Source organism: Lacrimispora amygdalina (genome assembly GCF_003432035.1).
GTDB lineage: Bacteria > Bacillota > Clostridia > Lachnospirales > Lachnospiraceae > Lacrimispora > Lacrimispora amygdalina.
Genome location: NZ_QOHO01000014.1, coordinates 1 through 25326, shown reverse-complemented (window position 1 = coordinate 25326; position 25326 = coordinate 1). Strand labels below are relative to the sequence as shown.

Genomic DNA, 25326 nt, shown 5'->3' with positions numbered 1-25326 from the left:
ATATATGGTATTTAAAGCGTTGCTTCTGGGGATACTTGCAGGTTTTGCCATCTGGGATGGCCGGGTGTTCGGACAGCATATGTTTGACCGCCCAATTGTTACCGGTCCTATTGTAGGGCTTCTGCTTGGGGATGTACATACGGGTATTGTAATGGGGGCAGCAGTTGAGTTAGTAATGATGGGAATTGTGGGAATTGGTGCGGCAACACCGCCGGATGTTGTATCGGGCGGAATTCTGGCTACAGCTTTTGCTATTATGTCGGGACTTGACATGGATGCAGCCGTGGCTTTATCACTTCCTATTGCAACATTAGCTCAATCGGTGGGAATATTAGACAGAACTATAAATGCCACGTTTCTTCACTGGGCAGATAATGCAGCTGAGGAGGGGGATTACAGGGGAGTTTCAAAAGCATTCTGGTCAGGAGCATGGCTGTTTTGGATCAGCTCATTCCTGGTGGTTTTTCTTGGGGTGATTCTGGGGTCCAATACCATTGCTGCTTTTGTAGCCGCACTTCCTGCTTTTATATTAAATGGCTTAAAAATTGCAAGCGGTATGCTGCCGGCATTAGGAATTGCAATTCTTATGCAGCTTATTTTTGACAAAACAAATGCAGCCTATCTTTTTGTTGGCTTTGTGTTAACCGCATTACTTGGAATAAGCACAGTTGGTGTTGCAATTGTGGGAGCGGTTATTGCTTATACGGTCTATCAGTCTGCGACACAAAGAAAAAAAGAACAGATGGCATATGCAATGACTCAGTCTATGTCTGATGATCTGGGAGGTGAATTATAATGAGCCGTATGGATGAAGCGTATACCGAAAACAGCCTTATTACTAAATCTGACATGAGAAAGACTTTCTGGCGTTCTTTTCCATTACAGGGATGCTTTAACTATGAACGCATGCAGAATGTGGGATTTTGTTATTCTATGATACCAGTATTGAAGCGTTTGTATCCAGAGAAGGAAAAAGCAAAAGAAGCATTAAAGCGTCATCTCTCCTTTTTTAATACAACGCCTCAAGTGGTAAGCTTTATTACCGGTGCCTGTGTGGCCTTAGAAGAGCAGAATAAAAAATCAGAAGAAGGCTTTGATATTGAATCAATTACAGCATTAAAAGCCGCTTTGATGGGACCCATTGCGGGGATTGGAGATTCATTTTTCTGGGGCACATTCCGTATCATAGCAGCAGGAGTGGGGTGTGGTCTGGCCTCAAAAGGCAGCCTTCTGGGAGCTGTTCTGTTTTTGCTCATATTTAATATTCCTCATTATCTGGTGAGATATTATGGACTAAAACTGGGATATAAGAGCGGAATTAACTTTATTGAAACAGCACAGACTTCGGGAATGGTCGAAATACTTACTAATTGTGCCAAAATTATAGGGCTTTGTGTAGTTGGTGCAATGATTGCATCAATGGTGGCATTTTCAACCCCTCTGGTTCTAAGTATTGGTGAGACGAAGGTTGAGTTACAAGGAGTATTTGATCAGATTCTTCCAAAGATTCTTCCGCTTCTTCTTACATTTGGAATTTACGGATTATTAAAGAAAGGGTATAAAACAGTAACAGTCATGTTCGGTATAATTGCAGCCGGCATAATCTGTGCGTTTTTAGGAATATTATAATGAATTTTAAATCAAAAATGTATGATTATATTTGTGAAACTCCTCTGGTGCTTATGGATATAATTAAGCGGAGAAAAGAGATAACAAAAGAATTCGTAACATTTTACCAGGACAAGACGATTGATCAGATATATGTGATCGGCTCTGGAACCAGTTATCACGCTGGACTTTCAGCCAAAGCTTACCTTGAGGAAATACTTAATATTAAGGTGTTTAATTGTTATCCCACACAATTTGAACGGAATGAAAAAATATTTAACAAGAACACCCTGGTAATCGGCATATCTCAGGGAGGGCAGAGCCTTTCCACGGTTTCAGGCTTGGATTCGGCCGCAAAACGGGGACTTTATACAGCAGCATTGTCGGAAAATCCTACGGCTCTTATATTTGAACATGCAGATACTGCAACAAGGCTTTTTGTGGGAAATGAGAAATGCGGTGCAAAAACAAAAGGATATGCAGGCACTACTGTAACACTCATGATGATGCTGACAGAATGGGCAATTGCGAAGGGGATTGTAACGGAAACGGCTGCTCAGGATTATTTCCAACGGATGTTTCGTGTGATTGCAAATATGGAGATGATTACAGCAGAGGCCACTAAATGGTATGGGCGGATAAAGGAAGAATTCCTTCCTGCAAAAAGAATTATTGTAGTAGGTTATGATGGTATGTATGCCGATGTACTGGAAGGTGCGTTAAAGATTCTGGAAACAGTTCGTCAGGGAGTAACCGGTTATGATATAGAAGAGTTTTTTCATGGTATTTATAACTCCATTACGGAAACATCTCATATTTTTTACCTGGCTTCCCAAGGTGATTATAAACCAAGGGTTCAGAAGCTGGTAAACATTTTAAATGAATGGACCCCTCATCACTACATGATTGCTTCCCCTGAGGGAATGCTTCAAGCATCTTCAAAAGATCTGATCTGTGAATTTACAGAGGATCCTTTATTTTCTCCGTGGGAATATATTATTCCGCTGCAAGTGATTGCCTGTCTTGCACCCCAGGATCTTGGCATAAATCCGGATATACCAAAAGATCCGGAATTTCATAAGAAGATCGGAAGCAAAGTATTAGACGGCATCAGGGATCAGTATTCAGAAGATAACGGAGAAACGAATGATTAAAGCAGTTATTTTTGATATGGACGGATTGATGTTTGATACGGAAAAACTGTATGATACAGCATGGGAGTATGCAGGGAAACAATTTGGCTATGTGATAAAACAAGAGGATTTAAATCCAATGCGCGGAGCAAATCAGGCCCTTGTTCAAGATCTGTTTTATAAGAAATTTGGTCCGGAATTCGACTTTATGAGAATACGAAAATCTCGAATCGAATACATGGAGCAATACATTGGGATTCATGGTTTACCTCATAAGCCAGGGCTTACAGAACTTCTGGAATATTTGAAGGAAAAAGGATATCAGATGGCAGTCGCGACTTCTACCCCTGAAGAGCCGGCCCGCAGATATCTTACTATGGAAGGGGTTGCTGATTATTTTGATGTGTGCATTTATGGAGATATGGCAGCAAAGAGCAAACCAGATCCGGAGATATACATAAAAGCGTTAAAACAGATGGGTAGAGAGCCAAAAGAATGCCTGGTTTTAGAGGATTCTCCCAATGGTGTTCTGGCTGGCTTCCAGGCCGGCTGCTCTGTAGTGATGATACCAGATGCCATACAGCCAGATCATGCGGATAAACAGAGAACGGTTAGGATACTGCCAAATCTGAAGGAGGTTATCAGCTACCTGGAGAGCCAGCCTTATCAGCTTCAGATTTACACTTAGAACAATATTGGATGATTGACCGGAAATTCCGGTCTTTCTCCGTTTAAGACTCTCCAGATATCCATAGCAGCAAAAAGCTCCATACAGTCAAGAGCTTCCCTTGTATTGGCGGCGCAGTGGGGAGAGACAGCAATGTTGTCATATAGCAGCAGTCCACTGTCAGCAGGAAGGGGCTCCTTTTCGAACACATCAAGAGCAGCTCCTTTTATTTTTTTGTCTTTTACCGCCTGGATTAAATCTTCCTCCTGGATCAAACCTCCCCTGGAGACATTGATTAAGAAAGCGGATGGTTTCATCATATCCAGCTGCTCTTTCGCTATCATGTATCTGTTTTTTTCAGTATAAGGAACATGAAGGGAAATAAAATCCGCATTTCGGTAGACTTCTTCCGGAGAAGACACCGGAAGAACACCAAACGGTGCATTGCCGCAAGTTAAATGATGATCATAAACGATGACCTTCATATCCAATCCCAAAGCCGCCTTTTTTGCTACCAGTTTTCCAATATTTCCAAAGCCAATGAGTCCCAGGGTAAGACCGGACAGCTCTATGTTAAAAACATCCTTTCGGATTGAAAAGTCGCTTTTTTTCACGGCATCAGACATAATCTGATGGTTCTTTGCACAGGCAAGGATGAAATAAATGGTATGTTCTGCTACGGCATTGGAGTTGGCATTTCCGGAATTGGTCACCTGGATGCCAAGTTCTTCTGCGTAGGCGGTATCGATATAGTCTACTCCTGCACTGAAGCTGGAAATCACTTTCAGATTTTTACATCGGTCCAGCAAAGTTTTATCGTACCGGAACTTCCTGGTGGGACCTGTAAGTATGGCATGGCACTGTTCAAATAATGGGTCATCTGCAGATGCCGGAGCAGATAATATAAGCTCGCAGCCTTTTTTCTTTAAGTAGTCTGTACCTGTATGAGAGATAGTTCTTGGGATCAGCACTTTAAACATATTTGATTCCTTTCTGGAAGAGTTACCATTTTATCTTATAGATGATAGTAACACAGGCCATACAGGGTTTCAAGCTAATCTGTTATAGTCCGGATTCCATGGTCTCATCACACCAGCAAATGGTGGCTTCACAGGATAATATTCCTCTGCGGAGCATAGCCCTTAAAAAACGGGATCGTTCCTCGGATATTTCCTCTATTCCCTGATCCAGATCATGCTGCATGGCCAGGTATTTTTCCTGCTTTTTCACATGGATTTGTTTATAGTCTTCCAGCATTTTAATGATGTGCTCTTTTGGCTGACTGCTGGAGAATAATAATTTCAGCATAAATTCAGAGCGCATCGGCTGTAACTCCGTTTCTTCCATAAGCCAGGATTCTAATTCCACCTGGCCCTTCGGAGTGATCCGGTACAGTATTTTTTTCTCATTCTTTTCGTTTGAGATGATCTCTACCAATTCATCTGAGAGCATTTTTTTCAGAGTTGGATAAATATGGCCAAAATTTTCATTCCAGAATCCTGATAGTACTGTGTCGCAGTATTTTTTTATGTCATAGCCGGTGCCGGGCGAGACATTTAAGATTCCTAATATTGCATATAAGGATTTGTTTTTTAATGCCATTATGAATTCCCTTCTTTTATTTATTTTGCGTATTTCTCCAGTTTTTCAGCTGTAAGTTCCCAATTCGCACAGCGTTTCATTTCCTGAGAAATTATCAGGCAGTTTTCCTTTATCGTTTCATTTGAGAGAAGCTGCTGTACCTGATCTTTTAGTTTTTCCGCTGATATTTCTTTTATGTTTTCTGATAAACCGAGATTCATGCATACAAGCCTTTTGGCTGTCATATGCTGATCATTGACCTGGGGTAAAGCAAGCATGGGAACTCCAAAGTATAATGCTTCATTCACACTGTTAAAGCCTGCATGGGTGATGAATGCGTCCGCTTTTTTTAAAATCTCAAGCTGTGGAAGAACATTTTTTACCAGAAAGTTTTGCGGTATTTCTCCTAATTGGGTGACTTCGCACTTTGTTCCAATGGACATGCACACATAATAGTCTGTATCACGGAATGCACGAATGCATATTTTATAAAACTCCAGGAAATATGTATTCAGACTGCCAAGTGATATATACAGCAGTTTTCTGCTTCCAATACCGGATAAGTCCACAGACTCTGTATCCTGCGTCCGCTCCATCGACGGACCGGCAAATAAATATTGGGGTTCTTTTACTGCGTCATCTCCATTAAATTCCCTTGTTGTATATACGATATTGTGATCCCCCCTGCTTATAAAAACTTCTTCCAGTGCCGGTGTTTCTATTTTATAACAGTTACAGATTCTGTTCAATACCTGAAGGCAGTGATCCAGCTGGGGCTGAGTTCCAGGCATGAGCATACGCTGTGGTACTGGTGCATGGCTCATGGCAAAAGAGGAGTGGGAACAAATAACAGGTATGTGAGTGAGGTGCTTTAAAAAGCATCCGCCTCCAAAGATTGAATCACAGAGGATTAAGTCATATGTTCGTTCTTTTATAATATCCAGTATCTGGGGCAACATGACTTCATCGTATGAAAGAATATATTCCATCAACATGTAAAACGGATGTCGGTCCGTGGGCCGGTAATTCTTTAAAAACAGATTCAGACCTCTGCCATAGTCAATCCAGTTTGCACCGGACTTTGCCACCTGCCCTGAAAATTCAGCTGAGCAAAAATAATCTACTTTATTTCCTCTTTCTGTAAGCTTCTTAACCAGTCCAAGTGTCGGATTAATATGTCCGTACAGATTTGCATTTACAAATAAAATATTCATTCAGTCCCTCCTTATATCACTCTGATATATCTTGGATTTTATATCAGAGTGATATAGTTGTCAACTAATTTATTAAAGAATCCACAAAACTGCTGATTATTAGCAGAATGTATTATAGGTCTTCCAGATACCAGCTCCCAGCCAGAAATTCCGCAGGCAGGCCGCAGGACCTGAAGTAATCAACCATCGCCATACAGGCAAATTTTTCTGTAGAATAATGTGTCGCGCCGATGACATTGATTGAATGATCTCTTGCAATTTTATGAAATTCCATAGTGGGTTCAAAATGCGGCAAGGGTCTTGTAAAACCGGTAATATAACAATTGATTCCTCTATCAGCAACTTCCGATGCGGCAAAAGGATAACTCCCGCCCCCGGCTGCGACAGCCACCAGACCTTCTTTTAAAGCATCTTCTCCATATGGATAAAGCCGGCACTCATGCCCCACTGTTTTTTCGATAAGTTTTTGTACATCACGTATCAGCTTTAATGAAGTTTTACATATGACTCCGACTTTTGTATTCTCATCATATTGGCAAAAGGGCTGCGTGATCTCCAGGCCTAAGGCACGGGCCAGGCTCACAGCAGGGATTATTTTGTTACTGCAACGGCCAGTTTTATGTAGAGGATTCACTGGTGGTAAAAAAATATCTTCCGGTTTTTATGAAATAAAAAAGCAGCAGGGCATCGGCTGAGTGAAATCACCGGCTGCTCTGCTGCTTCATTAATTAGCATTCATTGTATAAGTATACTGTCCGCGGGAATCTGTTCCATAAAAGTCTGCAAAAGACAGATGAAAGACATCAGTCTTCACTGCATCAAGAGATATCTGGTTCTTTATCAGATACTGATAAAGACCACTGTAATCAATGGGACCCTGGATCATAATACTTTGTAAGCGCCCATCACGTAAGATTGCTTTTTTGTAGCATCCGGAGTCCTCCTGAGAAAGAACCTGATCTCCGTCTCTGGCGATTCCGTCTCCTAAAGAAAGAGTTGTAAGGCCATAAAAATTCATGGTGTTTTTCATGCCGTAAGGATCTTCATAAGATGTGGGAATCCCGCACATATTGCAGGCGGCTGTGTAACCCTGTTTCATGGCATTGGGCCAGATGGCAGCTATTCCGTTCACGTCTCCTGCAGCATAAATGTTCTTGCAGGATGTTTCCATGCATTCATTAACCTTGATAAAGCGGTCAACGGCAATTTCACAATTTTCTGTGCAGTCTGTTGCAGGGCGCACTCCGGCGGCGACAACGATCATGTCACACTCCAGAATCGTTCCGTCATCCAGCATGACAGAGTTTATTTTATCATTTTCCGGCATAGTAGTTAAAACCACTTTACGGTCCAGTATGAATTTGCAGCCATGCTGTTCAAATAAGTTCTGATAGGCTTTACCGGCTTTTTCATCCAGCTGCTTTGGAAGAATCCGGTCAGCCAGTTCCAGAACAGTCACCTCTTTTTTCTGCTCCAGAAATGCGTAAGCGGCATCCATGCCTACAAGTCCGGAACCTAATATAAGAATTCTGTCTGCAGTCTGGGCAAATTTCCGGATCTGCCTTGCATCGCTTAAATTACGGAGACCGAATACATTTTTTGCTTCCCTTAAATTAACTATGGGAGGGATAACGCTATGAGCGCCAGTTGCAATAAGAAGACGGTCAAAGTTAAGTTCTGTGCCATCATCCAGCAATACGGACTGCTTCTTTGGGTCTATATGTACTGCTTCTTTGTTTTTCAGCCATGTGATTCCAAGTGTTTCAAAGAAATCTGCAGGGACAAAAGAAAGAGATGCCTCATCCCGCTCATGGCTTAAGTATTTATGAAGCATACACCGGGAATGGACCTGGTCGTCAACTGACACCATGATGATATCCGCCTCCGGTTCCAGCTTTCGGATGGTCTTTGCAGCCGAGATGCCGGCTGCTCCTGCGCCGATAATTACATGAGTCATCATTCCACCTCCTTAACATAGATCGCTTTGGTCGGACAAGCTTTTACACAGCTTGGCTCGCTGCCGTGATCAAAGCAGAAATCACATTTAATCACCCTGGTTTTTGTGGTTGTATCCGCTTTTAATACGCCGTATGGGCAGTTCATCACGCACATAAAGCAGGAACCGCACTTTTCTTCGTCGTAATAAACGTGACCGGATTCTTCGTCCTTTACAAGAGCTCCGCTCATACAGGACATCACACATTCCGGCTGGTCGCAGTGGCGGCAGAAGATGGGAGCATAGTGACCATTCCCTTTCATGACGATGTGATTTCTGGATTCATTTTCCGGATTGGTTAAATCCAGATCATAAATGCTTCCGCCATCTTTTCTATGTGCCTGCATACAGGCGAGAACACAGTTCTTACACCCGTCACATTTGGCTTCATCAATGAATATCCGTTTCATATGCCCTCCTCCTATATATTAAGACCGGTCCGCTTCTCCATAATGATTTTTTCCAGTATGCCCGCACTTTCCACAGCGTCATTATTAATAATTACCTGTCCCCCGGTCAGTGATTTCATACCTTCAGTGAGAACCTTAACAGCAACCTTGCTTCCTGTCACAAAGGGAGGAAGTCCTAAATGAAGCGGAAGGCCCAGGGCAAGGCCGAAGCAGCCATCTGCGAGAGCCTGTTCTTCCAGCCATTGTGCTGCAGAAAGAACAAGGGGAAGTTTGGGAAGATCGACTCCCAGCTCCTGTGCAATTTCAGTAGCAACGATTTCAAGACGTCCGATGGCAAGGCATGGACCGAAATTAAGAACTGGCGGAATTCCCAGTTTTTTGCACACCTCTCTTAATTTGGGGCCTGCAAATTCTGCAGCTTCCGGTGTCATAAGGCCGCAGTTTTCAATACCGCCTGAAGAACACCCTGCAGTCAGTACAATAATATCTTTCGCGATCAGCTCTTTTGTCAGCTCTACGGTAAGGACGTCATGTCCTCCCGCTGTTAAGTTAGAACAGCCCACCACTCCTGCAATACCTTTGATATCTCCGGATACGATTAAATCAATGAGCGGCTTCCAGCTTCCGCCCAGGAAGTCCTTTAAAGAACCTTCGCTGACTCCGGTCAGGGTGTTTTCATACCCATGGTCCGGAAGAAGATTTAATGGTACCTGGCCACGGCGTTCCTGATAGGATTTTATAACTTTGTCCATGATTTTTTCGCTCTGTTCCCTGCGGTGGTCAAAGTCAAACTTCATCAGTTCCGCATTGGATTTTTTCGCTACATCATCAAGACAAATCTGCTTGATTTTAAGTTCATCACAGATGGGCTCAATACCGGGGAGCGTGCAGTTGAATTCAGAAAGAACCGCATCAATGGCACCGGTTGCAAGGATAGCCTCGCTGGTGTAATTGTTTCCTGCATGACCGTCAAATACCTCCTGGTAATGGGCACCTCTTAACTGCAGATCCTGTCCCACGCAGGTACAGCCTACCAGCTTAAAGCCTTTGGCACCAACTGCCTTTGCCCTGGCAACTGCTTCCGGGGTGATAAGCTGCTCCTGTAAATCAACAAAGATAGTGTGCTGGTGGCCGGTGATCATGATGTTGATATAATCCGGATCAATAACGCGAAGTCCTACGGGAGCCATGCGAAGCTCCGGCTGTCCAAGCAGCACATCATTTAAAAGATTTGTCAGAGTCAGTCCGTAAACACCTGTGGAGACTCCCAGCCTTAAACAGTCGACCAGCATATCTAAGGGATCGGAGTTTAAATTGGTGGAACATTTGACCACACCCTTAAATACTTCGGATTTTGCTCCTCCCGGCATGATTCCAAGCTCTTTCCAGCGGGCAACTCTTGGAGCATAAGCAACTTTTTCTGTCAGCTCCATTTCCACATATTCCGGTTTATAAATATCAGCAATTACTGCATCAGCGACTTTTTCCGCCTTTTTGTACACATCAGATTCCACGATTCCGAAGATGTCTGCCAGATGGTCAAGGGATTTTAAGCCCTTTAATTCGCCCTTTACTTTTGCTGTATTTTTTAGGTTTAATGCTGTATTTTCAACAATGTGTATGTAACAGCCGCTTCCTGAAGCCACCGCCCTTAAGAAGTTTCTGGCGACAATGGTGTCTGCATCCGCTCCGCAGATTCCACGGGGAGCGTCCGGTGTAATCCGGCATGGACCGTTGGCACAGAGTCTGCAGCAGACTCCCTGAAGACCAAACCCGCATTTGGTACTTTGTTTTTCCACCCTGTGATGAGAAGTTTCCATAGGTAAGGCAGAGATGAATTTTTCTAAAGGTTTGTCGGCGCTTTGACAGGTATTGCACCCGTAACATTGATTCATTGTTTTTCCTCCTTTTGATTCTATACCATTTTGGTAAAGATTAAAATAAAAAAATTATCCGTGCAGCAGCTTCGCCAAAGAACACTCTTTCAGTTCTTTATTGAGATTCATCTGAATTCTTAAGAATTCTCTGTGAGCCAGGCATGGCTGCTTGGGCTGGTTCACGGAACAGTCATAGCCGGACTGCATGCATTCAATCAGCAGCATTTTAGAATCTATGACAGTGAGAATATCATATAAAGTTGTGCGTTCCAGATCACAGTTTAAGGCATAGCCTCCAGCGCTTCCACGATAGCTTTTAATTAATCCCGCCTTCTCCAGCTTTCGTGCCATCTTATAAGTAATGGCGGAAGTGAGGGATTCTTTTTCACAGATCGTAGGAACGTTCATGATATCACCCGATGATAAGGCTCTTATGATCCTTATGGCATAATCGCATTCTCTGGTAATGAGCATATAGCACCTCCACGTTATAAGATTAACATACTGCACCTAAATGGTCAAGTTTTATCAATAAGATTTTTTGCATACCTGCAAGCTGTGAAAGATCTGTTCTTCGGTTGTCATAAGCAGTTCCAGACTGCAGACCGGCAGCACCTGCACCCTCACGGCCGGTTCAGAACAGACCGAACTGACGCTTGACTCTGTTGTGATTTCAAACGGGGGCCGCAAAGGAGGCAGGGGCAATATGGGGCCTGGAAACAGCCGCTAATCTGCCGGGTAAATGAGGTGCTCGTCATCGATTCCGTAAAGAACAGTATCTAAAAACTTCCTTGCAAGATATTTCGCCATGCCAGGGTTCATATCCAGATAGTTTCCGCAGTCTCTGGCAGCGGCGCCGGGGATTTCACCCTCAAAGTCACGTATGAATTCATACATCTCAGTAATGAGCGGCACGATATCCCTGGATTTGTAATCGCCGGCTAAGAGAAGATAGAAACCTGTGCGGCAGCCCATTGGTCCAAAGTATAAGACTTTGGAAGCAAAGGATTCATGATTTCTTAAGAACGTAGCCCCTAAATGCTCGATGGTGTGTATCTCTGCCGTATTCATAACCGGTTCAAAATTCGGTCTTGTCATACGGATATCAAAAGTAGTAATTGCGGTATCATTTGCTTTATCTTTGCGGGAGACGTAGATACCTGGAAGAAGCTTTAAATGATTGATGGTAAAGCTTGTTATTTTTTCCATAATAATCAGGTCCTTTCTGAAAGGCTGTTAAGCCGGTCCATAAATTGTCTGTCTTCAGTCAGATTATAATAAAAAAAGCAGCTCCATGCAATAGAAACAATTGCATGGAGCTGTTTTATGGGTCTGTATGATTCAGATATATGACCTATCCGTCTTTTGCAGAGCAGGAATAGAAAACAGCAGCCTGCTGAAGCCGGGAAAATCATTCATGAAACTCCCTTCCTGTTTCATACCATAGTAGGAGAAATGGGAAGGAGCGTCATTAATGGAAGAATGGTTTCGTTTATCAGAGGATGAAGTCCTTAAACAGCTTCATGCTGACAGGAATGGACTGAATTCCGAAGAAATTCTCAGGCGCAGGCAGATACATGGTCCCAATCTGCTGAAAAAAGCAAAACGAAAAAGTGCCTTTCAAGTATTTCTGGATCAGTTTAAAGACTTATTAGTCATCATTCTGATTATAGCAGCGGTAATCTCCATGGTATCTGGTGACGTGGAGAGCACCGGAGTAATCTTTGCAGTCTTATTGCTTAATGCAATTCTTGGAACTGTACAGCACCAGAAAGCAGAAAAATCTTTAGACAGTCTGATGTCATTATCTGCACCTGTCGCATGGGTGAGAAGGGATGGAAAAAATAAAGAAGTCCTGTCGGAAGAAATCGTGCCTGGGGATATTCTTTTATTAGAGGCTGGAGATTTGGTGGCTGCAGACGGCCGTATACTGGAAAATTATTCTCTGCTGGTCAATGAAAGTTCCCTGACCGGAGAATCAGTCAATGTAGAAAAACATACGGGTAGACTGCGCATGGAAAAGGTTCCCCTGGCAGAACAGTCCAATATGGTTTTCTCCGGCTCCCAGGTTGCAGCGGGCAGGGCCATGGCAGTCGTCACCGGAACGGGCATGAATACGGAAATCGGCAGAATCGCCTCATTAATGAATGATACAGGAGAGAAAAAGACTCCTCTCCAGGTGAGCCTGGACCAGTTTGGAAGCAGACTGGCAGCGGCTATTTTATTTATCTGTGCCATTGTTTTTGGATTAAATATATACAGAAAAATGCCAATTCTGGATTCTCTTATGTTCGCGGTTGCACTGGCTGTTGCTGCCATACCTGAGGCGCTCAGTTCCATTGTTACCATCGTACAGGCGATGGGAACCCAGAAGATGGCAGGAGAAAATGCCATTATCAAGGATTTAAAAGCGGTAGAAAGTCTGGGGTGTGTATCCGTCATCTGTTCTGATAAAACAGGAACCCTCACACAGAACCGAATGACAGTGCAGCAGGTTTTTGTTAATAACAGACTTTATCTTCCGGAAATGCTGAAGCCTGAGATTCCCGTACATAAATATTTACTATACGATGCTGTTTTAAACAATGACTCCAGTCACGTTAATGGTGCTCTTACAGGTGAACCTACAGAGACCGCACTGCTCCAGATGGCGGAGCGTGCAGGGGTAGATGATGAAGCTGTCAGATCCTGCCACCCCAGATTAGGAGAAGTTCCCTTTGACTCCAGAAGAAAGCTCATGAGTACCCTTCACTATTTAGAAGGCAAGAATATTCTCTTTACAAAAGGTGCAGTAGATATACTGCTTCCCAGGATAACCCATATCTGGTCTTCCGAAGGAATCCGCCCGATAAAAGACGGTGATAAACAGATGCTTATGGAACAGAACATGATGTTTTCCGCCCAGGGACTGCGGGTACTCACGTTTGTCTGCAGGGAAATAGATAACCAGGAGAAACTTTCGGAAAATTCAGAAATCGGATATACATTTCTTGGCATGGTATCCATGATGGATCCTCCCCGTCCCGAATCCAGAAATGCTGTCACCAATGCCCGAAGGGCGGGAATCTCCCCGGTCATGATTACGGGAGATCATAAAATTACGGCAGCAGCCATAGCGGAACGGATTGGTATTTTGGAGGAAGATGACCTGGCAGTCAGCGGTCCGGAGCTTGATGATATGTCGGAAGATGAGCTGGGACACAGGCTGGAGTCCATCAGTGTTTATGCCCGCGTCTCACCGGAACATAAAATAAGAATTGTCCGTGCATGGCAGAAAAAGGGCCATATTGTAGCCATGACAGGGGACGGTGTCAATGATGCTCCTGCGTTAAAGCAGGCGGACATAGGTGTTGCTATGGGACAGATGGGAACTGAGGTTTCAAAGGAAGCCTCCTCCATGATCCTGACTGATGATAATTTTGCCACAATTATCAAAGCGGTTGCAAACGGACGTAATGTATACCGGAATATCCGAAATGCCATCAAGTTCCTGCTCTCAGGAAATATGGCTGGAATTTTATGCGTGCTTTATACCTCCCTTATGGCACTCCCCATGCCATTTGCACCGGTGCATCTGTTGTTTATCAATCTTTTGACAGACTCCCTTCCTGCCATTGCAATCGGAATGGAGCAGGCGGAAGCAGATCTGCTGTCCCAGAAGCCAAGAAATCCCAAGGAAGGAATATTAACAAAAAGGTTTATCCTTGTGATCCTGTTTCAGGGGGCACTGATTGCGGTCTGCACCATGGCCTCCTACAGCACCGGACTGATAACCGGAAGTGAGGCTGCAGCCAGTACCATGGCATTTTCCACGCTGACACTTGCCAGACTGTTTCACGGTTTTAACTGCCGCAGCAGTCACTCCATTTTAAAAATAGGATTTATGAGTAATTTATGGAGTATTATGGCATTTGAGGCGGGAGCAGTTCTTCTGGCAGCGGTTCTTTTTATCCCCGCACTGCATGATCTTTTTTTTGTGGCGGATCTGACAGGAAGGCAGTTTATAAGCATTTTTATATTTGCAATCCTTCCCACACTGGTGATTCAGGCGATAAAAACAATACGGGAAAGCCTGCACTAAGGTTTTTTTTGTAGAACTTGACATATTTTTGTCCGCGTGGTAGTATAAAATTGTGTTATTTATAAAAAGCCTAAGAGATGACAGAGCCAGGTGATGATTGCGGGGAACCGTACATTTCCAAGGCTCTTTCTTTATTGTTTGGTAAAAAATTAACGAAATGAAAGAAGATGGAAGGGGAAGGAATCATGGGAAAATATGTGATTGCTATGGATCAGGGAACCACCAGTTCCCGTTGCATACTGTTTGATGAGAAAGGGGGCATCTGCAGCGAAGCACAAAAAGAATTCAGGCAGATTTTTCCAAAACCAGGCTGGGTGGAGCACGATCCTATGGAGATATGGTCATCACAGCTTTCCGTTACCATGGAGGCCATGGGGAAAATTGGGGCGCATTACAGTGACATTGCAGCAATTGGAATTACAAACCAGAGAGAAACCACTGTTGTATGGGATAAGGAGACGGGGGAGCCTGTTTACAACGCCATCGTATGGCAGTGCAGAAGAACCGCTGACCGCATTGAACGCCTGAAAGAAGATGGTCTTTATGGACTGATCAGGGAGCGGACGGGTCTGATTCCGGATGCTTACTTTTCCGGAAGCAAAATTGAATGGATTCTGGATCATGCAGAGGGAGCCAGAGAAAAGGCAGAGCGGGGAGAACTGCTATTCGGAACTGTAGACAGCTGGCTGATCTGGAATCTGACCAAGGGCTGTATTCACGTAACGGATTATACCAATGCTTCCAGAACAATGTTGTTTGATATTCATAAAAAATGCTGGGACGAAGACATTCTTAACTATTTTAATATACCAAAATCCATGCTTCCGGATGTAAAGCCGTCCAGCTGCGTATACGGCTATACCTCCTCAGATGTGATGGGCGGGAAGATCCCCATTGCCGGAGCGGCAGGAGACCAGCAGGCAGCTTTATTCGGACAGTGCTGCTTTGAAGCCGGAGAAGTTAAAAATACATACGGAACCGGCTGCTTTCTCCTTATGAATACCGGTGAAAAAGCGGTAAAATCGGAACACGGGCTGCTGACCACCATTGCAGCCAGTGATCAGGACCGGATTCAGTACGCTCTGGAAGGAAGCGTATTTGTGGCAGGTGCAGCCATACAATGGCTGCGGGATGCCATGCGTATGGTGAGGTCCGCGTCCCAGACAGAAGAATATGCACAGGCAGTGGAAGATACGGGCGGTGTCTATGTGGTTCCGGCATTTGCAGGCCTAGGAGCTCCCTATTGGGACCAGTATGCCAGAGGTACCATAGTGGGAGTTACCAGAGGAACCAGCAAGGAGCAGTTTATCCGGGCCACGCTGGAATCCATGGCCTATCAGGTTTATGACCTTATTGAAGCCATGGAGCAGGATTCCCAGATTCATTTAAAAGAACTGAGGGTAGATGGCGGAGCCTGTGCCAATAATTTTCTCATGCAGTTCCAGGCAGATGTACTGGACACCCGGATTGTCAGACCGGCCTGCATCGAAACAACTGCGCTTGGCGCTGCATATCTGGCAGGTCTGGCTGTGGGGTACTGGAAGGACAGGGAAGAGATCCGGCAGAACTGGGAGGCCTCCAGAACCTTCGACAGGCAGATGGAAGATGAATGCCGCAAAAAGAGAATCAGGGGCTGGAAGCGAGCCGTTAAATGTGCCCTGTACTGGTCTCAGGATGAGGATTAATAAGAATACAAATCACTTGACAATCAGAATGAAATTATGTTAGCATTAATACAACTAAATAAATAACCTTTGAGACGAAAGAGTAAGGATTATGATACGGAGCTATCCGTTTATTTTCCTTACTCTTTTTTTCTATAGTCCCGGCGAACCGGGAATTATCACGGATTTGGAGGAGATTGATTATGAAGGAATTAAATTACGATGCGGCGATCATCGGCGGCGGAGTCACGGGCTGTGCCATTGCCAGGGAGCTGTCCCGCTATCAGCTGAAAATCTGCGTCATTGAGCGGGAGGAAGATGTCTGCTCCGGTACATCAAAATCCAACAGTGCCATCGTGCATGCAGGATATGATGCAGAGCCAGGCTCATTAAAGGCGAGATTTAATACAGAAGGAAACCGCATGATGGGAGAACTTTCAGAGACTCTTGATTTTTCCTTTGTCCGTAACGGTTCTCTGGTTCTCTGCTTTTCTGAAGATGACAGACCGGCTCTCAATGCGCTGTACGAAAAAGGCTTAAAAAACGGAGTTCCTGATTTATCCATACTGACCGGGGACCAAGTCCGCGCCATGGAGCCCAGTGTGTCAGAAACCGTAGTAGCGGCTTTATATGCTCCAACTGGTGGAATCGTATGTCCCTTTGGCTTAACCATAGCTCTGGCAGAGAATGCCTGTGACAATGGAACGGATTTTTTATTTGAGACAGAAATTGAGACAATTAACAAAACTGATTCCGGTTATGATTTAATATCCGGAGACAAAATCATTCACGCTTCCTATGTGGTCAATGCAGCAGGCGTTTACTCGGATCAGATACACAACATGGTCAGTGAGACAAAGCTTCACATAATACCCAGAAAGGGAGATTACTGCCTGCTGGATAAAGAAGCAGGGAATCTGGTGAGCCATACCATATTCCAGCTTCCCGGAAAGATGGGAAAAGGTGTCTTGGTAACGCCTACGGTTCACGGCAATCTTCTGACAGGACCGACTGCAGTGAATGTAACCGACAAGGAAGAGACATCTACAACTGCGCAGGAACTTTCCGATATTATGGAAAAAGCGGCCTGGGGCGTGAATAACATTCCGTTCCGTCAGGTTATCACCTCTTTTTCAGGTCTTCGTGCCCATGAGGAAGGAGACGACTTTGTTGTTGGAGAGGTGCCCGATGCAGACGGTTTCTTTGATGCGGCAGGGATGGAGTCTCCGGGACTTTCAAGCGCTCCCGCAGTAGGTGTTTATTTAGCAGAACAGATAGCCGGGAAAGCCAATGCACAGAAGAAGGAAAACTTCATTGAAACAAGAAAAGGCATTATCAATCCCCAGAAGCTTTCCCTGGAAGAGCGTGGAGAACTGATTAAAAAGGATCCGAGATACGGAAATATCATCTGTCGTTGTGAGGGCGTCAGCGAAGGAGAGATTGCAGATGCGGTGAACAGAACCTTAGGGGCAGTTTCCGTGGATGGAATTAAACGCAGGGTTCGTGCAGGAATGGGACGGTGCCAGTCAGGGTTCTGTATCCCGAAGACAATGGAAATTCTTGCAAGGGAAACAGGAAAAAACATGGAAGATATCTGCAAAAACAGACCTGGTTCCAATTTACTGACTGGGAAAAGACAAGGAGGAAAGTGACATGACAGAGCATGATATCGTTATTATCGGAGGAGGTCCTGCAGGTCTGGCTGCGGCTGCGGCTGCAAGGAAAGCGGGCACTGAGGATATACTGATTCTGGAACGGGAAGGTCACCTGGGTGGTATTTTAAATCAGTGCATTCATAACGGATTTGGACTTCATACATTTAAAGAAGAACTGACAGGACCGGAATATGCGTCCCGCTACATTGACATGGTTGAAAAGGAACAAATTCCGTATAAACTAAACACCATGGTTCTTTCTATCAGCAGTGACAGGGTACTGACGGTTATTAACCGGGAAGAGGGTTTAATCCAGATAAAAGCAGGTGCTGTGATCCTGGCCATGGGCTGCAGGGAACGCCCGAGGGGAGCCCTTAATATACCGGGATATCGTCCGGCAGGTATCTATTCCGCAGGAACTGCCCAGCGCCTCATGAACTTAGACGGTTATGAAGTGGGAAAAGAAGTGGTGATACTGGGGTCAGGAGACATCGGCCTTATTATGGCAAGACGTATGACTCTGGAAGGTGCCAAGGTAAAGGTGGTTGCAGAGCTTATGCCTTATTCCGGCGGGTTAAAGAGAAACATCGTGCAGTGCCTCGATGACTATGGAATTCCGTTGAAATTAAGCCATACGGTGATAGAGATTCATGGAAAAGAGCGGGTAACCGGAGTTACGCTTGCTGCAGTGGATGAAAAGCGCAGGCCCATACCCGGAACCGAGGAATATTATTCCTGCGACACACTTCTTTTGTCTGTAGGGCTGATTCCGGAAAATGAGCTGTCAAAAAGCGCCGGAGTCGATCTTGACCAGATTACTGGCGGTCCAGTGGTCAATGACCGTCTGGAGACCAGCATAAGCGGAGTGTTTGCCTGCGGTAATGTACTCCATGTTCATGATCTGGTGGATTATGTTTCCGAAGAGGCTGCTCTTGCAGGAAGAAGTGCGGCAGCCTTTGCAGGTTCCCGAAAACAGGAAACCGCTTCTTCCGATATCAGGATCCGTGCTGTAAACGGTGTCCGCTATACAGTTCCCCAGTATGTGAACAGGGACTCCGATGCAGATCAGTGGAAGATCCGTTTCCGTGTTTCAGACGTGTACCGGGACCGCTATATCAGCATTTATTATGGCGATGAACGGGTTTATCACAAAAAGAAAAAGGTCCTTGCACCAGGAGAGATGGAGCAGGTAGCAATAAAGAAAGAAAGTCTGGAGAAATATCCGGATTTGGCAGAAATCGTAATCTGCACAGAGGAGGATTAAAATGGAAGAACGTGAACTGATCTGTATCTGCTGTCCCCTGGGCTGCCCTTTGACCGTACGTATCGAAAACGGTGCAGTGACTGTGACTGGAAATTCCTGTGCAAGAGGTGCAGAGTACGGGGAGAAAGAAGTCTTAAGCCCGACCAGGGTGGTAACATCTACTGTAAGAGTGGTTGACGGAGAATTTGCCATGGTACCTGTAAAAACAAAAACAGATATTCCAAAAGGCAAAATATTTGATTGTATGAAAGAAATTCAAAATGCCTCCGTTCAAGCCCCGGTTGCCATCGGAGATATAATCATTGAAAACTGTGCTGGTACCGGAGTATCTATCGTAGCCGCAAGAAATGTAAAAAGATCATAATTGATCAGTAAAATCCGCAGCAAATGCCGCCCGATTTCCCTTTGGGTCAAAAGCGCCTTTGCTGCGGGTTTATTTTAATCAGTCATCTGCGGGAAAAGAATGGAAAGAGACTTTACTTTCGAAAGAAAATAAAGAAAGACAAAAAAATTTCTTGACGGTGGTGGTCAGGATTGATAAAGTAGAACAAGATCCATAGTTTTTTGGGTGCGGAGGGATAAAAATGAAAGCAATTGAGCTGCTGGAGGCATCTCCGGTGATTGCGGCGGTAAAGGATGAAGGCGGGCTGAAGCGGTGCTTTGAGTCAGAGTGCCAGGTCGTGTTTGTTCTATACGGAAGTATTTTAAACATCGGAAACATCGTACGGCAGATAAAAGAGCATGGAAAGTACGCCATGGTACATGCAGATCTGACCCATGGTCTCAGTTCAAAAGAGATCGTGGTAGATTTCATTAAGGAAAATACCTGTGCTGACGGAATCATCAGTACGAAGCCGCTGCTTGTAAAGCGTGCGGTGGAATTGGGATTATTCGGGATTCAGAGAACTTTTATCATCGATTCGCTTGCCATGAGTACGACAAAAAAGCAGATTGACACCTTCCATCCGGATATGGTTGAAATCATGCCTGGAGTCATGCCCAAAGCACTGGAAGAGATCCGCAGATATACCAACATTCCTATCATCGCCGGCGGGCTGATATCGGACAAGAAGGATATCATGGCTGCTTTTCACGCAGGAGCAGATGCGATCTCTACCACCAGGGAAGAGTTATGGTTCATGTAAAAGGAGGATTTTATGAAATTAGTTACTTACGAGGTTGACCGTAGAAGAGATATCGGAGTCGTGAGCAGGGATGGGATGTGGGTTTTCCCTCTGAAGGCCTTCGGTATGGAATACAGAGAGATGCTGGAAGTTGTAAAGGGACTGAGCCAGTCAGAACGGGACTTGCTTGAACATGCATCTGGGCTGGATCCTTACAGCAGCAACATCGTAGGAGCGGCTATGATGAAAGAAGTCACCCTTCTGGCCCCAATTCTGACACCAGATCAGGATATTATCTGTCTGGGTCTTAATTACATGGAACATGCCGAGGAGTCAGCGCGCTATAAAAAAGAGGCGTTTGACAGAGAAAGAAATTATGCAGTCTACTTCTCCAAGAGAGTGAATGAAGCAGTGGCCCCTTATGGTGATATATTAAGTCACTGTGATATGGTGGACAGCCTGGATTATGAAGCAGAGTTAGCTGTCATTATGGGAAAAGACGCAAAAGATGTGCCTGCAGAGAAGGCAGCAGATTATATATTTGGTTATACCATCATCAACGACGTGAGCGCACGTAATATACAGACAGCTCACAAGCAGTGGTATTTCGGAAAAAGCCTGGACGGATTCACTCCCATGGGCCCTTGTATTCTCACATCCAATTCCATTTCCTATCCGCCTGAGCTATCCATTCAGTCAAAGGTAAACGGAGAACTGAGGCAGGACAGCAATACACGTCTGATGATATTTCAAATCGATCACATCATCAGTGAACTGTCAAGAGGAATGACGCTGAAGGCCGGAACAATTATATCCACCGGAACACCAAAAGGGGTGGGAATGGGCTTTAATCCCCCTGCATTTCTGTCAGTTGGTGACGAAGTGGAATGCATAATAGAAGAAATTGGTTCCATTAAAAACCGCGTCATATAATAGAATAAATTAGAATTATTTGAAGTGTACAGTTGCATATCTGCCGTTGTACACTTTTTCTCTACCCGGTAAAATCAAACCTGCTGTACAAAGCGGATAAAAGTGATAAAATATATAAAAACGGAGGGATAAACAATGGATCAGTTATCATTGGAAATACTGGATTATATTGAGGAGCACAGCAGCGAGACTTATGAGCTTTTGCTGACACTCGGAAAGATACCTGCACCTTCCAATCAGGAAGAAAAAAGAGCTGAGTACTGCCGGGACTGGCTGTTAAGCCAGGGGGCGGAAAATGTCTATATTGATTCGGCTCTTAATGTGGTCTATCCCATAGGATGTACCAAAGACAACCCTGTTGTTGTATTTATGACCCACACAGATGTGGTCTTTCCCGATACAGCGCCTCTGCCTGTTGTGGTTGAAGGCGGAAGAATAAAAGCTCCCGGAATCGGAGATGATACGGCCAATCTATGTGCACTTCTTATGTGTGCCAAATACATAGCCGGTAAAAAAATCACTCCCCCGGACTGCGGACTGCTTCTCATTGCCAACGCAGGAGAGGAAGGTCTTGGAAATCTAAAAGGTTCCAGGCAGATTGTCAAGGAGTATGGAGACCGGATCAGAGAATTCTATTCCATAGACGGCTATATGGACCGTATCACAACGGATGCCGTAGGCTCCAGAAGATATGAGGTGGAGGTATTGACAGAAGGCGGACATTCTTTTACGAAATTCGGGAACCGCAATGCAATTGCCTGTCTGGCTTCCATGATTGACACCCTCTATACATTAAGGGTCCCGGAAACAAAGACGAAAACCACCTATAATGTGGGAACCATTTCTGGGGGGACCTCAGTTAACACCATTGCCCAGCAGGCAAAGATGCTTTATGAATTCCGGTCAGACAGCATGGAAGATCTGGAGTTTATGGAGCAGCATTTTATGGCTGTTGCAGAAAGCTGCCGGACGAATCAGGTAGAAGTAAACACAGTTCTCGTGGGTGAGCGCCCCTGCAGCAGTGGAGTCGATCCCATAAAGCAGGAGCATATGATCAATAAGGTTTTAGAAGTGGTAAAAAAGCATACAGGAACTAAGCCTCAGAAGGGATGCGGTTCTACAGACTGCAATATTCCCCTCTCACAGGGAATTCCCAGTATCTGTTTTGGGGCTGTCAGAGGAGGCGGAGCCCATACGCGTCAGGAATGGGTTGATATTGCCAGTTTAAAAGAAGGGTACCGCGTTGTATTTGAACTGATATTATCCTGTTTTTAATAAAATGAAAGAGATGAGGTACAAAGAAGATGATTACTGTCAGTGCATGCCTGATTGTAAAAAATGAAGAAAACGTATTGGCCCGCTGTCTTTTAAGCCTGAAAGATCTGGTTGATGAGATAGTTCTTGTAGATACCGGATCAACAGACAGAACAAAAGAGATCGGAAAACAGTTTGGGTGCAGAATCTTTGATTTTACCTGGGTGGATGATTTTGCTGCAGCAAGAAATTTTTCTTTTGAAAAAGCAGAGATGGATTATATCTATGTGGCGGATGCCGATGAGGTCATTGATGAGGAAAACAGAAAGCGGTTTATGGATTTAAAGCAATGTATCCTGCCCGAGATAGAAATCGTGCAAATGAAATACACCAATCAGCTGCAGTTTAATACAACGTATAACTTTGATTGCGAGTACCGCCCCAAATTATTTAAAAGAAACCGCAGATTTGAGTGGCAGGATCCGGTTCATGAGACAGTCCGGTTAGATCCGGTCATATTTGACAGCGAAATCGAAATTATACATATGCCGGAGGGTAATCATTCAAAGCGTGATTTTGGTATTTTCAGAAAGCTTATAACAAAAGGAATTCCTCTCTCTAAGAAGCTTCGTTCCATGTATGCCAGAGAATTGTTTATTTCCGGAGAGGATCAGGATTTTCTGGAAGCGGAAGATTATTTTACCAGCCTGTTGTCAGAAGACAGGGCAGAAGAAGAGTTAAAAATCATACAGTGTGTTTTGACAAGATGCGGAAGGATTAAGCAGGATGGAGCCCAGATCTTAAAAAATGCACTGAAAAATGTTGCCTGCGGGAAAGCAAGCGCGGAGGTCTGTTACGATGTCGGAGAGTATTTTATGGAAATGGGAGATTTGCAGGAAGCAGTGATCTGGTTTTATAACGCAGCTTATGAAACGGAATGTGAACTGAATATCAGGTATTCAAAGGAACTTCCTCTTCTTAAGCTCGCCAGATGTTACGAACTGTCAGGAGATATCACACAGTCAAAGCTGTATCAGGAACTTGCCCAGAATGCAGTGGAGAAGGAAGCGTTAAGAGATTAGGGGATATAAAACGTGGCAGAAGTCAAAAGAGTCTGGTCTCTTATGACTTCTGCCAAATTTCTGCCTGTAACGGAGAGTTTACGGCAGTGCTTTAGTAATTTTCAGCTTTTCTTTCAAAATAGGCTTTCGGATGAGCGCATACCGGACAAATCTCAGGTGCATCCGCACCCTCATGGATATAACCGCAGTTACGGCACTTCCAGCCAAGGGGAGCATCGCCCTTAAAGGTTTTATCATTCTTTAAGCTGTCCAACAGCTTTAAATATCTCTTTTCATGAGCGGCTTCTACCTTGCCGACAAATTCAAACTTCAGTGCAAGCTCTGTGAACCCTTCTGATCTGGCCTCTTCAGCCATTCTCTTATACATATCAGTCCATTCGTAGTTTTCACCTTCTGCAGCATCCACAAGGTTCTCTTGTGGAGTGCCGATGCCGTGCAGTTCTTTGAACCACATCTTGGCATGCTCCTTCTCCTGGTCTGCAGTTTCCAGATATAACGCAGCCATCTGCTCATATCCGGCTTTTTTTGCAGCAGATGCATAAAAAGTATATTTATTTCTTGCCATGGACTCACCGGCAAATGCATCCTTTAAATTCTGTTCTGTTTTTGTACCCGCATATTTAGACATCGCAAAAACCCTCCTGTTTGAAAATGGATTTAGCCGAAGTATCTTTCCAGTAAGCCTTTGAACGCTTTTCCGTGGCGTGCTTCATCCTTAGCCATCTCATGTACGGTATCATGAATTGCATCTAAGTTCAATGCTTTGGCACGCTTAGCAAGATCAAATTTGCCTGCTGTTGCGCCGTTTTCAGCTGCTACTCTTAATTCCAGATTCTTCTTTGTGCTGGAGGATACACATTCACCTAATAATTCAGCAAACTTGGAAGCATGCTCAGCCTCTTCGTGAGCAGCCTTTTCGTAATATAAGCCGATTTCAGGATAGCCTTCTCTGTGAGCAGCTCTGGACATGGCAAGGTACATGCCAACCTCGGTACATTCACCTTCAAAGTTCGCTCTTAAATCCTTCATGATATCTTCAGGAGAACCCTGAGCTACACCAATCTCATGCTCGCAGGCCCAGGACATATCTTCGTCCTGTAATTTAAATTTCTCAGAACCAGCTTTACATACTGGACAGAATTCAGGAGCTGTCTCTCCTTCGTGAACATAACCGCATACTGTACAAACCCATTTTTTCATGATCTCATGTCTCCTTTTATTTTAATTTTTTATTTGTAATGTTTTGGCAATCAATAACAATAATGATTACTGATATTAATTTACCACATGTTTTATCCCGTGTCAAGAGAAATTATCAATTATTTTCCAAACAATCATTACAAGTGCCGTAAAAATAAATCTTGTGACTGTCGACCTGACCCTCCGCATGTTTTTGAGCCAGATGATTAATGCTGTCCATTGGTTCCATAGGCAGATCATACACCTGCCCGCATTTCCTGCACACAAAATGATAATGCGGTGATGTATCTGCATCAAAGTGATCGGCGCCGTCTCCACAGGTCAGCTTCTGAATTTCCCCCAGTTCCACCAGAAGATTTAAATTCCGGTAGACGGTACCAAGGCTGATATTGGGGAATTCTTCGCGTATCGATGTGTATAAGGCGTCGGCAGTGGGGTGATCGTGTCTCGCCATTAAACAGGTCTTAATAGATTCCCGCTGACGGCTGTACTTTAATGTTTTCATGGCCGCTCCTTTTCTGTAAACGATAATTATAGTAGTAATTGTTACTATTTAATAATATAGCCCGAATTATTCATGATA

General features: G+C 44.4%; 25 protein-coding genes. 13 read left to right on the top strand and 12 right to left on the bottom strand.

Annotation, left to right across the window (positions count from 1 at the left end):
• Positions 1-4 precede the first annotated feature (4 nt).
• The 4 genes from DS742_RS04755 to DS742_RS04740 are packed head-to-tail and all read left to right on the top strand — an operon-like array spanning position 5 to position 3429.
• Positions 5-796, top strand: coding sequence for a PTS mannose/fructose/sorbose/N-acetylgalactosamine transporter subunit IIC (locus DS742_RS04755; protein ID WP_117415873.1), 792 nt, complete (start codon positions 5-7; stop codon positions 794-796).
• The gene (locus tag DS742_RS04750; RefSeq protein WP_117415872.1) at positions 796-1629 is read left to right on the top strand and encodes a PTS system mannose/fructose/sorbose family transporter subunit IID; all 834 of its coding nucleotides are present in this window, start codon (positions 796-798) and stop codon (positions 1627-1629) included. The genes DS742_RS04755 and DS742_RS04750 overlap by 1 nt, the downstream gene beginning before the upstream one ends.
• The gene (locus tag DS742_RS04745) at positions 1629-2762 is read left to right on the top strand and encodes an SIS domain-containing protein (protein ID WP_242996393.1); all 1134 of its coding nucleotides are present in this window, start codon (positions 1629-1631) and stop codon (positions 2760-2762) included. The genes DS742_RS04750 and DS742_RS04745 overlap by 1 nt, the downstream gene beginning before the upstream one ends.
• Positions 2755-3429, top strand: a complete 675-nt coding sequence (locus DS742_RS04740) for an HAD family hydrolase (RefSeq protein WP_117415871.1) — start codon at positions 2755-2757, stop codon at positions 3427-3429. Before DS742_RS04745 ends, DS742_RS04740 begins: the two co-directional genes overlap by 8 nt.
• On the opposite strand, the gene DS742_RS04735 is transcribed toward DS742_RS04740, so the two are convergent.
• The 9 genes from DS742_RS04735 to DS742_RS04695 all read right to left on the bottom strand — a co-directional run bounded on the left by DS742_RS04735 (position 3426) and on the right by DS742_RS04695 (position 11695).
• Positions 3426-4388: a hydroxyacid dehydrogenase gene (locus DS742_RS04735; RefSeq protein WP_117415870.1), complete on the bottom strand. Its 963-nt coding sequence runs from the start codon at positions 4386-4388 to the stop codon at positions 3426-3428. The two genes, DS742_RS04740 and DS742_RS04735, sit on opposite strands and share 4 nt — an antisense overlap.
• An 82-nt stretch (positions 4389-4470) precedes the next feature.
• On the bottom strand, positions 4471-5010 hold the full coding sequence (locus DS742_RS04730; RefSeq protein ID WP_117415869.1) for a PadR family transcriptional regulator: 540 nt from the start codon (positions 5008-5010) through the stop codon (positions 4471-4473).
• A 20-nt stretch (positions 5011-5030) separates the two neighbouring features.
• A complete protein-coding gene (locus DS742_RS04725) occupies positions 5031-6203 on the bottom strand; it encodes a macrolide family glycosyltransferase (RefSeq protein WP_117415868.1) in 1173 nt (390 codons plus the stop codon).
• Positions 6204-6315: 112 nt separating this feature from the next.
• Positions 6316-6786, bottom strand: coding sequence for a Nif3-like dinuclear metal center hexameric protein (locus DS742_RS04720; protein ID WP_242996392.1), 471 nt, complete (start codon positions 6784-6786; stop codon positions 6316-6318).
• A 141-nt stretch (positions 6787-6927) separates the two neighbouring features.
• The gene (locus DS742_RS04715) at positions 6928-8160 is read right to left on the bottom strand and encodes an NAD(P)/FAD-dependent oxidoreductase (RefSeq protein WP_117415867.1); all 1233 of its coding nucleotides are present in this window, start codon (positions 8158-8160) and stop codon (positions 6928-6930) included.
• Positions 8160-8609: a 4Fe-4S dicluster domain-containing protein gene (locus DS742_RS04710; RefSeq protein WP_117415866.1), complete on the bottom strand. Its 450-nt coding sequence runs from the start codon at positions 8607-8609 to the stop codon at positions 8160-8162. Before DS742_RS04710 ends, DS742_RS04715 begins: the two co-directional genes overlap by 1 nt.
• Positions 8610-8620: 11 nt before the next feature.
• Positions 8621-10504, bottom strand: a complete 1884-nt coding sequence (gene cooS, locus DS742_RS04705) for an anaerobic carbon-monoxide dehydrogenase catalytic subunit (RefSeq protein WP_117415865.1) — start codon at positions 10502-10504, stop codon at positions 8621-8623.
• Positions 10505-10558: 54 nt separating this feature from the next.
• On the bottom strand, positions 10559-10960 hold the full coding sequence (locus tag DS742_RS04700) for an RrF2 family transcriptional regulator (protein WP_117415864.1): 402 nt from the start codon (positions 10958-10960) through the stop codon (positions 10559-10561).
• 252 nt (positions 10961-11212) lie between these two features.
• Positions 11213-11695 (bottom strand): S-ribosylhomocysteine lyase, encoded by a 483-nt coding sequence (locus DS742_RS04695; protein WP_117415863.1) that lies wholly within the window; start codon positions 11693-11695, stop codon positions 11213-11215.
• Positions 11696-11960: 265 nt separating this feature from the next.
• Between DS742_RS04695 and DS742_RS04685 the strand changes: the two genes are divergently transcribed.
• The 9 genes from DS742_RS04685 to DS742_RS04645 all read left to right on the top strand — a co-directional run bounded on the left by DS742_RS04685 (position 11961) and on the right by DS742_RS04645 (position 23543).
• Positions 11961-14567: a cation-translocating P-type ATPase gene (locus tag DS742_RS04685; RefSeq protein ID WP_117415861.1), complete on the top strand. Its 2607-nt coding sequence runs from the start codon at positions 11961-11963 to the stop codon at positions 14565-14567.
• Between the two features lie 185 nt (positions 14568-14752).
• Positions 14753-16252, top strand: coding sequence for a glycerol kinase GlpK (glpK, locus tag DS742_RS04680; RefSeq protein ID WP_117415860.1), 1500 nt, complete (start codon positions 14753-14755; stop codon positions 16250-16252).
• A 182-nt stretch (positions 16253-16434) separates the two neighbouring features.
• Entirely contained in the window at positions 16435-17883 is a 1449-nt protein-coding gene (locus tag DS742_RS04675; protein WP_117415859.1) for an NAD(P)/FAD-dependent oxidoreductase, read from the top strand.
• A gap of 1 nt (position 17884) precedes the next feature.
• Positions 17885-19150 (top strand): NAD(P)/FAD-dependent oxidoreductase, encoded by a 1266-nt coding sequence (locus tag DS742_RS04670; protein ID WP_117415858.1) that lies wholly within the window; start codon positions 17885-17887, stop codon positions 19148-19150.
• Between the two features lies 1 nt (position 19151).
• Positions 19152-19514, top strand: coding sequence for a DUF1667 domain-containing protein (locus DS742_RS04665; protein WP_117415857.1), 363 nt, complete (start codon positions 19152-19154; stop codon positions 19512-19514).
• Between the two features lie 214 nt (positions 19515-19728).
• Positions 19729-20295: a glycerol-3-phosphate responsive antiterminator gene (locus tag DS742_RS04660; RefSeq protein ID WP_375340383.1), complete on the top strand. Its 567-nt coding sequence runs from the start codon at positions 19729-19731 to the stop codon at positions 20293-20295.
• Positions 20296-20307: 12 nt separating this feature from the next.
• Positions 20308-21207, top strand: a complete 900-nt coding sequence (locus tag DS742_RS04655) for a fumarylacetoacetate hydrolase family protein (protein ID WP_117415855.1) — start codon at positions 20308-20310, stop codon at positions 21205-21207.
• A 135-nt stretch (positions 21208-21342) separates the two neighbouring features.
• Complete coding sequence (locus DS742_RS04650; protein WP_170313364.1) at positions 21343-22482, top strand: M20/M25/M40 family metallo-hydrolase; 1140 nt, start codon at positions 21343-21345, stop codon at positions 22480-22482.
• A 29-nt stretch (positions 22483-22511) separates the two neighbouring features.
• Positions 22512-23543, top strand: a complete 1032-nt coding sequence (locus DS742_RS04645; protein WP_117415854.1) for a glycosyltransferase family 2 protein — start codon at positions 22512-22514, stop codon at positions 23541-23543.
• A 91-nt stretch (positions 23544-23634) separates the two neighbouring features.
• On the opposite strand, the gene rbr is transcribed toward DS742_RS04645, so the two are convergent.
• The 3 genes from rbr to DS742_RS04630 all read right to left on the bottom strand — a co-directional run bounded on the left by rbr (position 23635) and on the right by DS742_RS04630 (position 25248).
• Positions 23635-24171: a rubrerythrin gene (rbr, locus tag DS742_RS04640; protein ID WP_117415853.1), complete on the bottom strand. Its 537-nt coding sequence runs from the start codon at positions 24169-24171 to the stop codon at positions 23635-23637.
• A gap of 29 nt (positions 24172-24200) precedes the next feature.
• Positions 24201-24743, bottom strand: a complete 543-nt coding sequence (locus DS742_RS04635) for an NADH peroxidase (protein WP_117415852.1) — start codon at positions 24741-24743, stop codon at positions 24201-24203.
• A 115-nt stretch (positions 24744-24858) separates the two neighbouring features.
• Positions 24859-25248 (bottom strand): Fur family transcriptional regulator, encoded by a 390-nt coding sequence (locus DS742_RS04630; protein ID WP_117415851.1) that lies wholly within the window; start codon positions 25246-25248, stop codon positions 24859-24861.
• Positions 25249-25326: the final 78 nt, after the last annotated feature.

Excerpts from the sequence above, each read along its gene's own strand:
- DS742_RS04740 (WP_117415871.1), top strand. The coding sequence starts at position 2,755 with ATGATTAAAGCAGTTATTTTTGATATGGACGGATTGATGTTTGATACG.
- DS742_RS04650 (WP_170313364.1), top strand. The coding sequence starts at position 21,343 with ATGGATCAGTTATCATTGGAAATACTGGATTATATTGAGGAGCACAGC.
- DS742_RS04735 (WP_117415870.1), bottom strand. The coding sequence starts at position 4,388 with ATGTTTAAAGTGCTGATCCCAAGAACTATCTCTCATACAGGTACAGAC.
- DS742_RS04710 (WP_117415866.1), bottom strand. The coding sequence starts at position 8,609 with ATGAAACGGATATTCATTGATGAAGCCAAATGTGACGGGTGTAAGAAC.
- DS742_RS04645 (WP_117415854.1), top strand. The coding sequence starts at position 22,512 with ATGATTACTGTCAGTGCATGCCTGATTGTAAAAAATGAAGAAAACGTA.
- DS742_RS04755 (WP_117415873.1), top strand. The coding sequence starts at position 5 with ATGGTATTTAAAGCGTTGCTTCTGGGGATACTTGCAGGTTTTGCCATC.
- DS742_RS04685 (WP_117415861.1), top strand. The coding sequence starts at position 11,961 with ATGGAAGAATGGTTTCGTTTATCAGAGGATGAAGTCCTTAAACAGCTT.
- rbr (WP_117415853.1), bottom strand. The coding sequence starts at position 24,171 with ATGTCTAAATATGCGGGTACAAAAACAGAACAGAATTTAAAGGATGCA.
- DS742_RS04715 (WP_117415867.1), bottom strand. The coding sequence starts at position 8,160 with ATGACTCATGTAATTATCGGCGCAGGAGCAGCCGGCATCTCGGCTGCA.
- DS742_RS04670 (WP_117415858.1), top strand. The coding sequence starts at position 17,885 with ATGACAGAGCATGATATCGTTATTATCGGAGGAGGTCCTGCAGGTCTG.
- DS742_RS04745 (WP_242996393.1), top strand. The coding sequence starts at position 1,629 with ATGAATTTTAAATCAAAAATGTATGATTATATTTGTGAAACTCCTCTG.
- DS742_RS04635 (WP_117415852.1), bottom strand. The coding sequence starts at position 24,743 with ATGAAAAAATGGGTTTGTACAGTATGCGGTTATGTTCACGAAGGAGAG.
- DS742_RS04695 (WP_117415863.1), bottom strand. The coding sequence starts at position 11,695 with ATGGAAAAAATAACAAGCTTTACCATCAATCATTTAAAGCTTCTTCCA.
- cooS (WP_117415865.1), bottom strand. The coding sequence starts at position 10,504 with ATGAATCAATGTTACGGGTGCAATACCTGTCAAAGCGCCGACAAACCT.
- DS742_RS04665 (WP_117415857.1), top strand. The coding sequence starts at position 19,152 with ATGGAAGAACGTGAACTGATCTGTATCTGCTGTCCCCTGGGCTGCCCT.
- DS742_RS04675 (WP_117415859.1), top strand. The coding sequence starts at position 16,435 with ATGAAGGAATTAAATTACGATGCGGCGATCATCGGCGGCGGAGTCACG.
- DS742_RS04655 (WP_117415855.1), top strand. The coding sequence starts at position 20,308 with ATGAAATTAGTTACTTACGAGGTTGACCGTAGAAGAGATATCGGAGTC.
- DS742_RS04730 (WP_117415869.1), bottom strand. The coding sequence starts at position 5,010 with ATGGCATTAAAAAACAAATCCTTATATGCAATATTAGGAATCTTAAAT.
- DS742_RS04750 (WP_117415872.1), top strand. The coding sequence starts at position 796 with ATGAGCCGTATGGATGAAGCGTATACCGAAAACAGCCTTATTACTAAA.
- DS742_RS04700 (WP_117415864.1), bottom strand. The coding sequence starts at position 10,960 with ATGCTCATTACCAGAGAATGCGATTATGCCATAAGGATCATAAGAGCC.
- DS742_RS04725 (WP_117415868.1), bottom strand. The coding sequence starts at position 6,203 with ATGAATATTTTATTTGTAAATGCAAATCTGTACGGACATATTAATCCG.
- DS742_RS04630 (WP_117415851.1), bottom strand. The coding sequence starts at position 25,248 with ATGAAAACATTAAAGTACAGCCGTCAGCGGGAATCTATTAAGACCTGT.
- glpK (WP_117415860.1), top strand. The coding sequence starts at position 14,753 with ATGGGAAAATATGTGATTGCTATGGATCAGGGAACCACCAGTTCCCGT.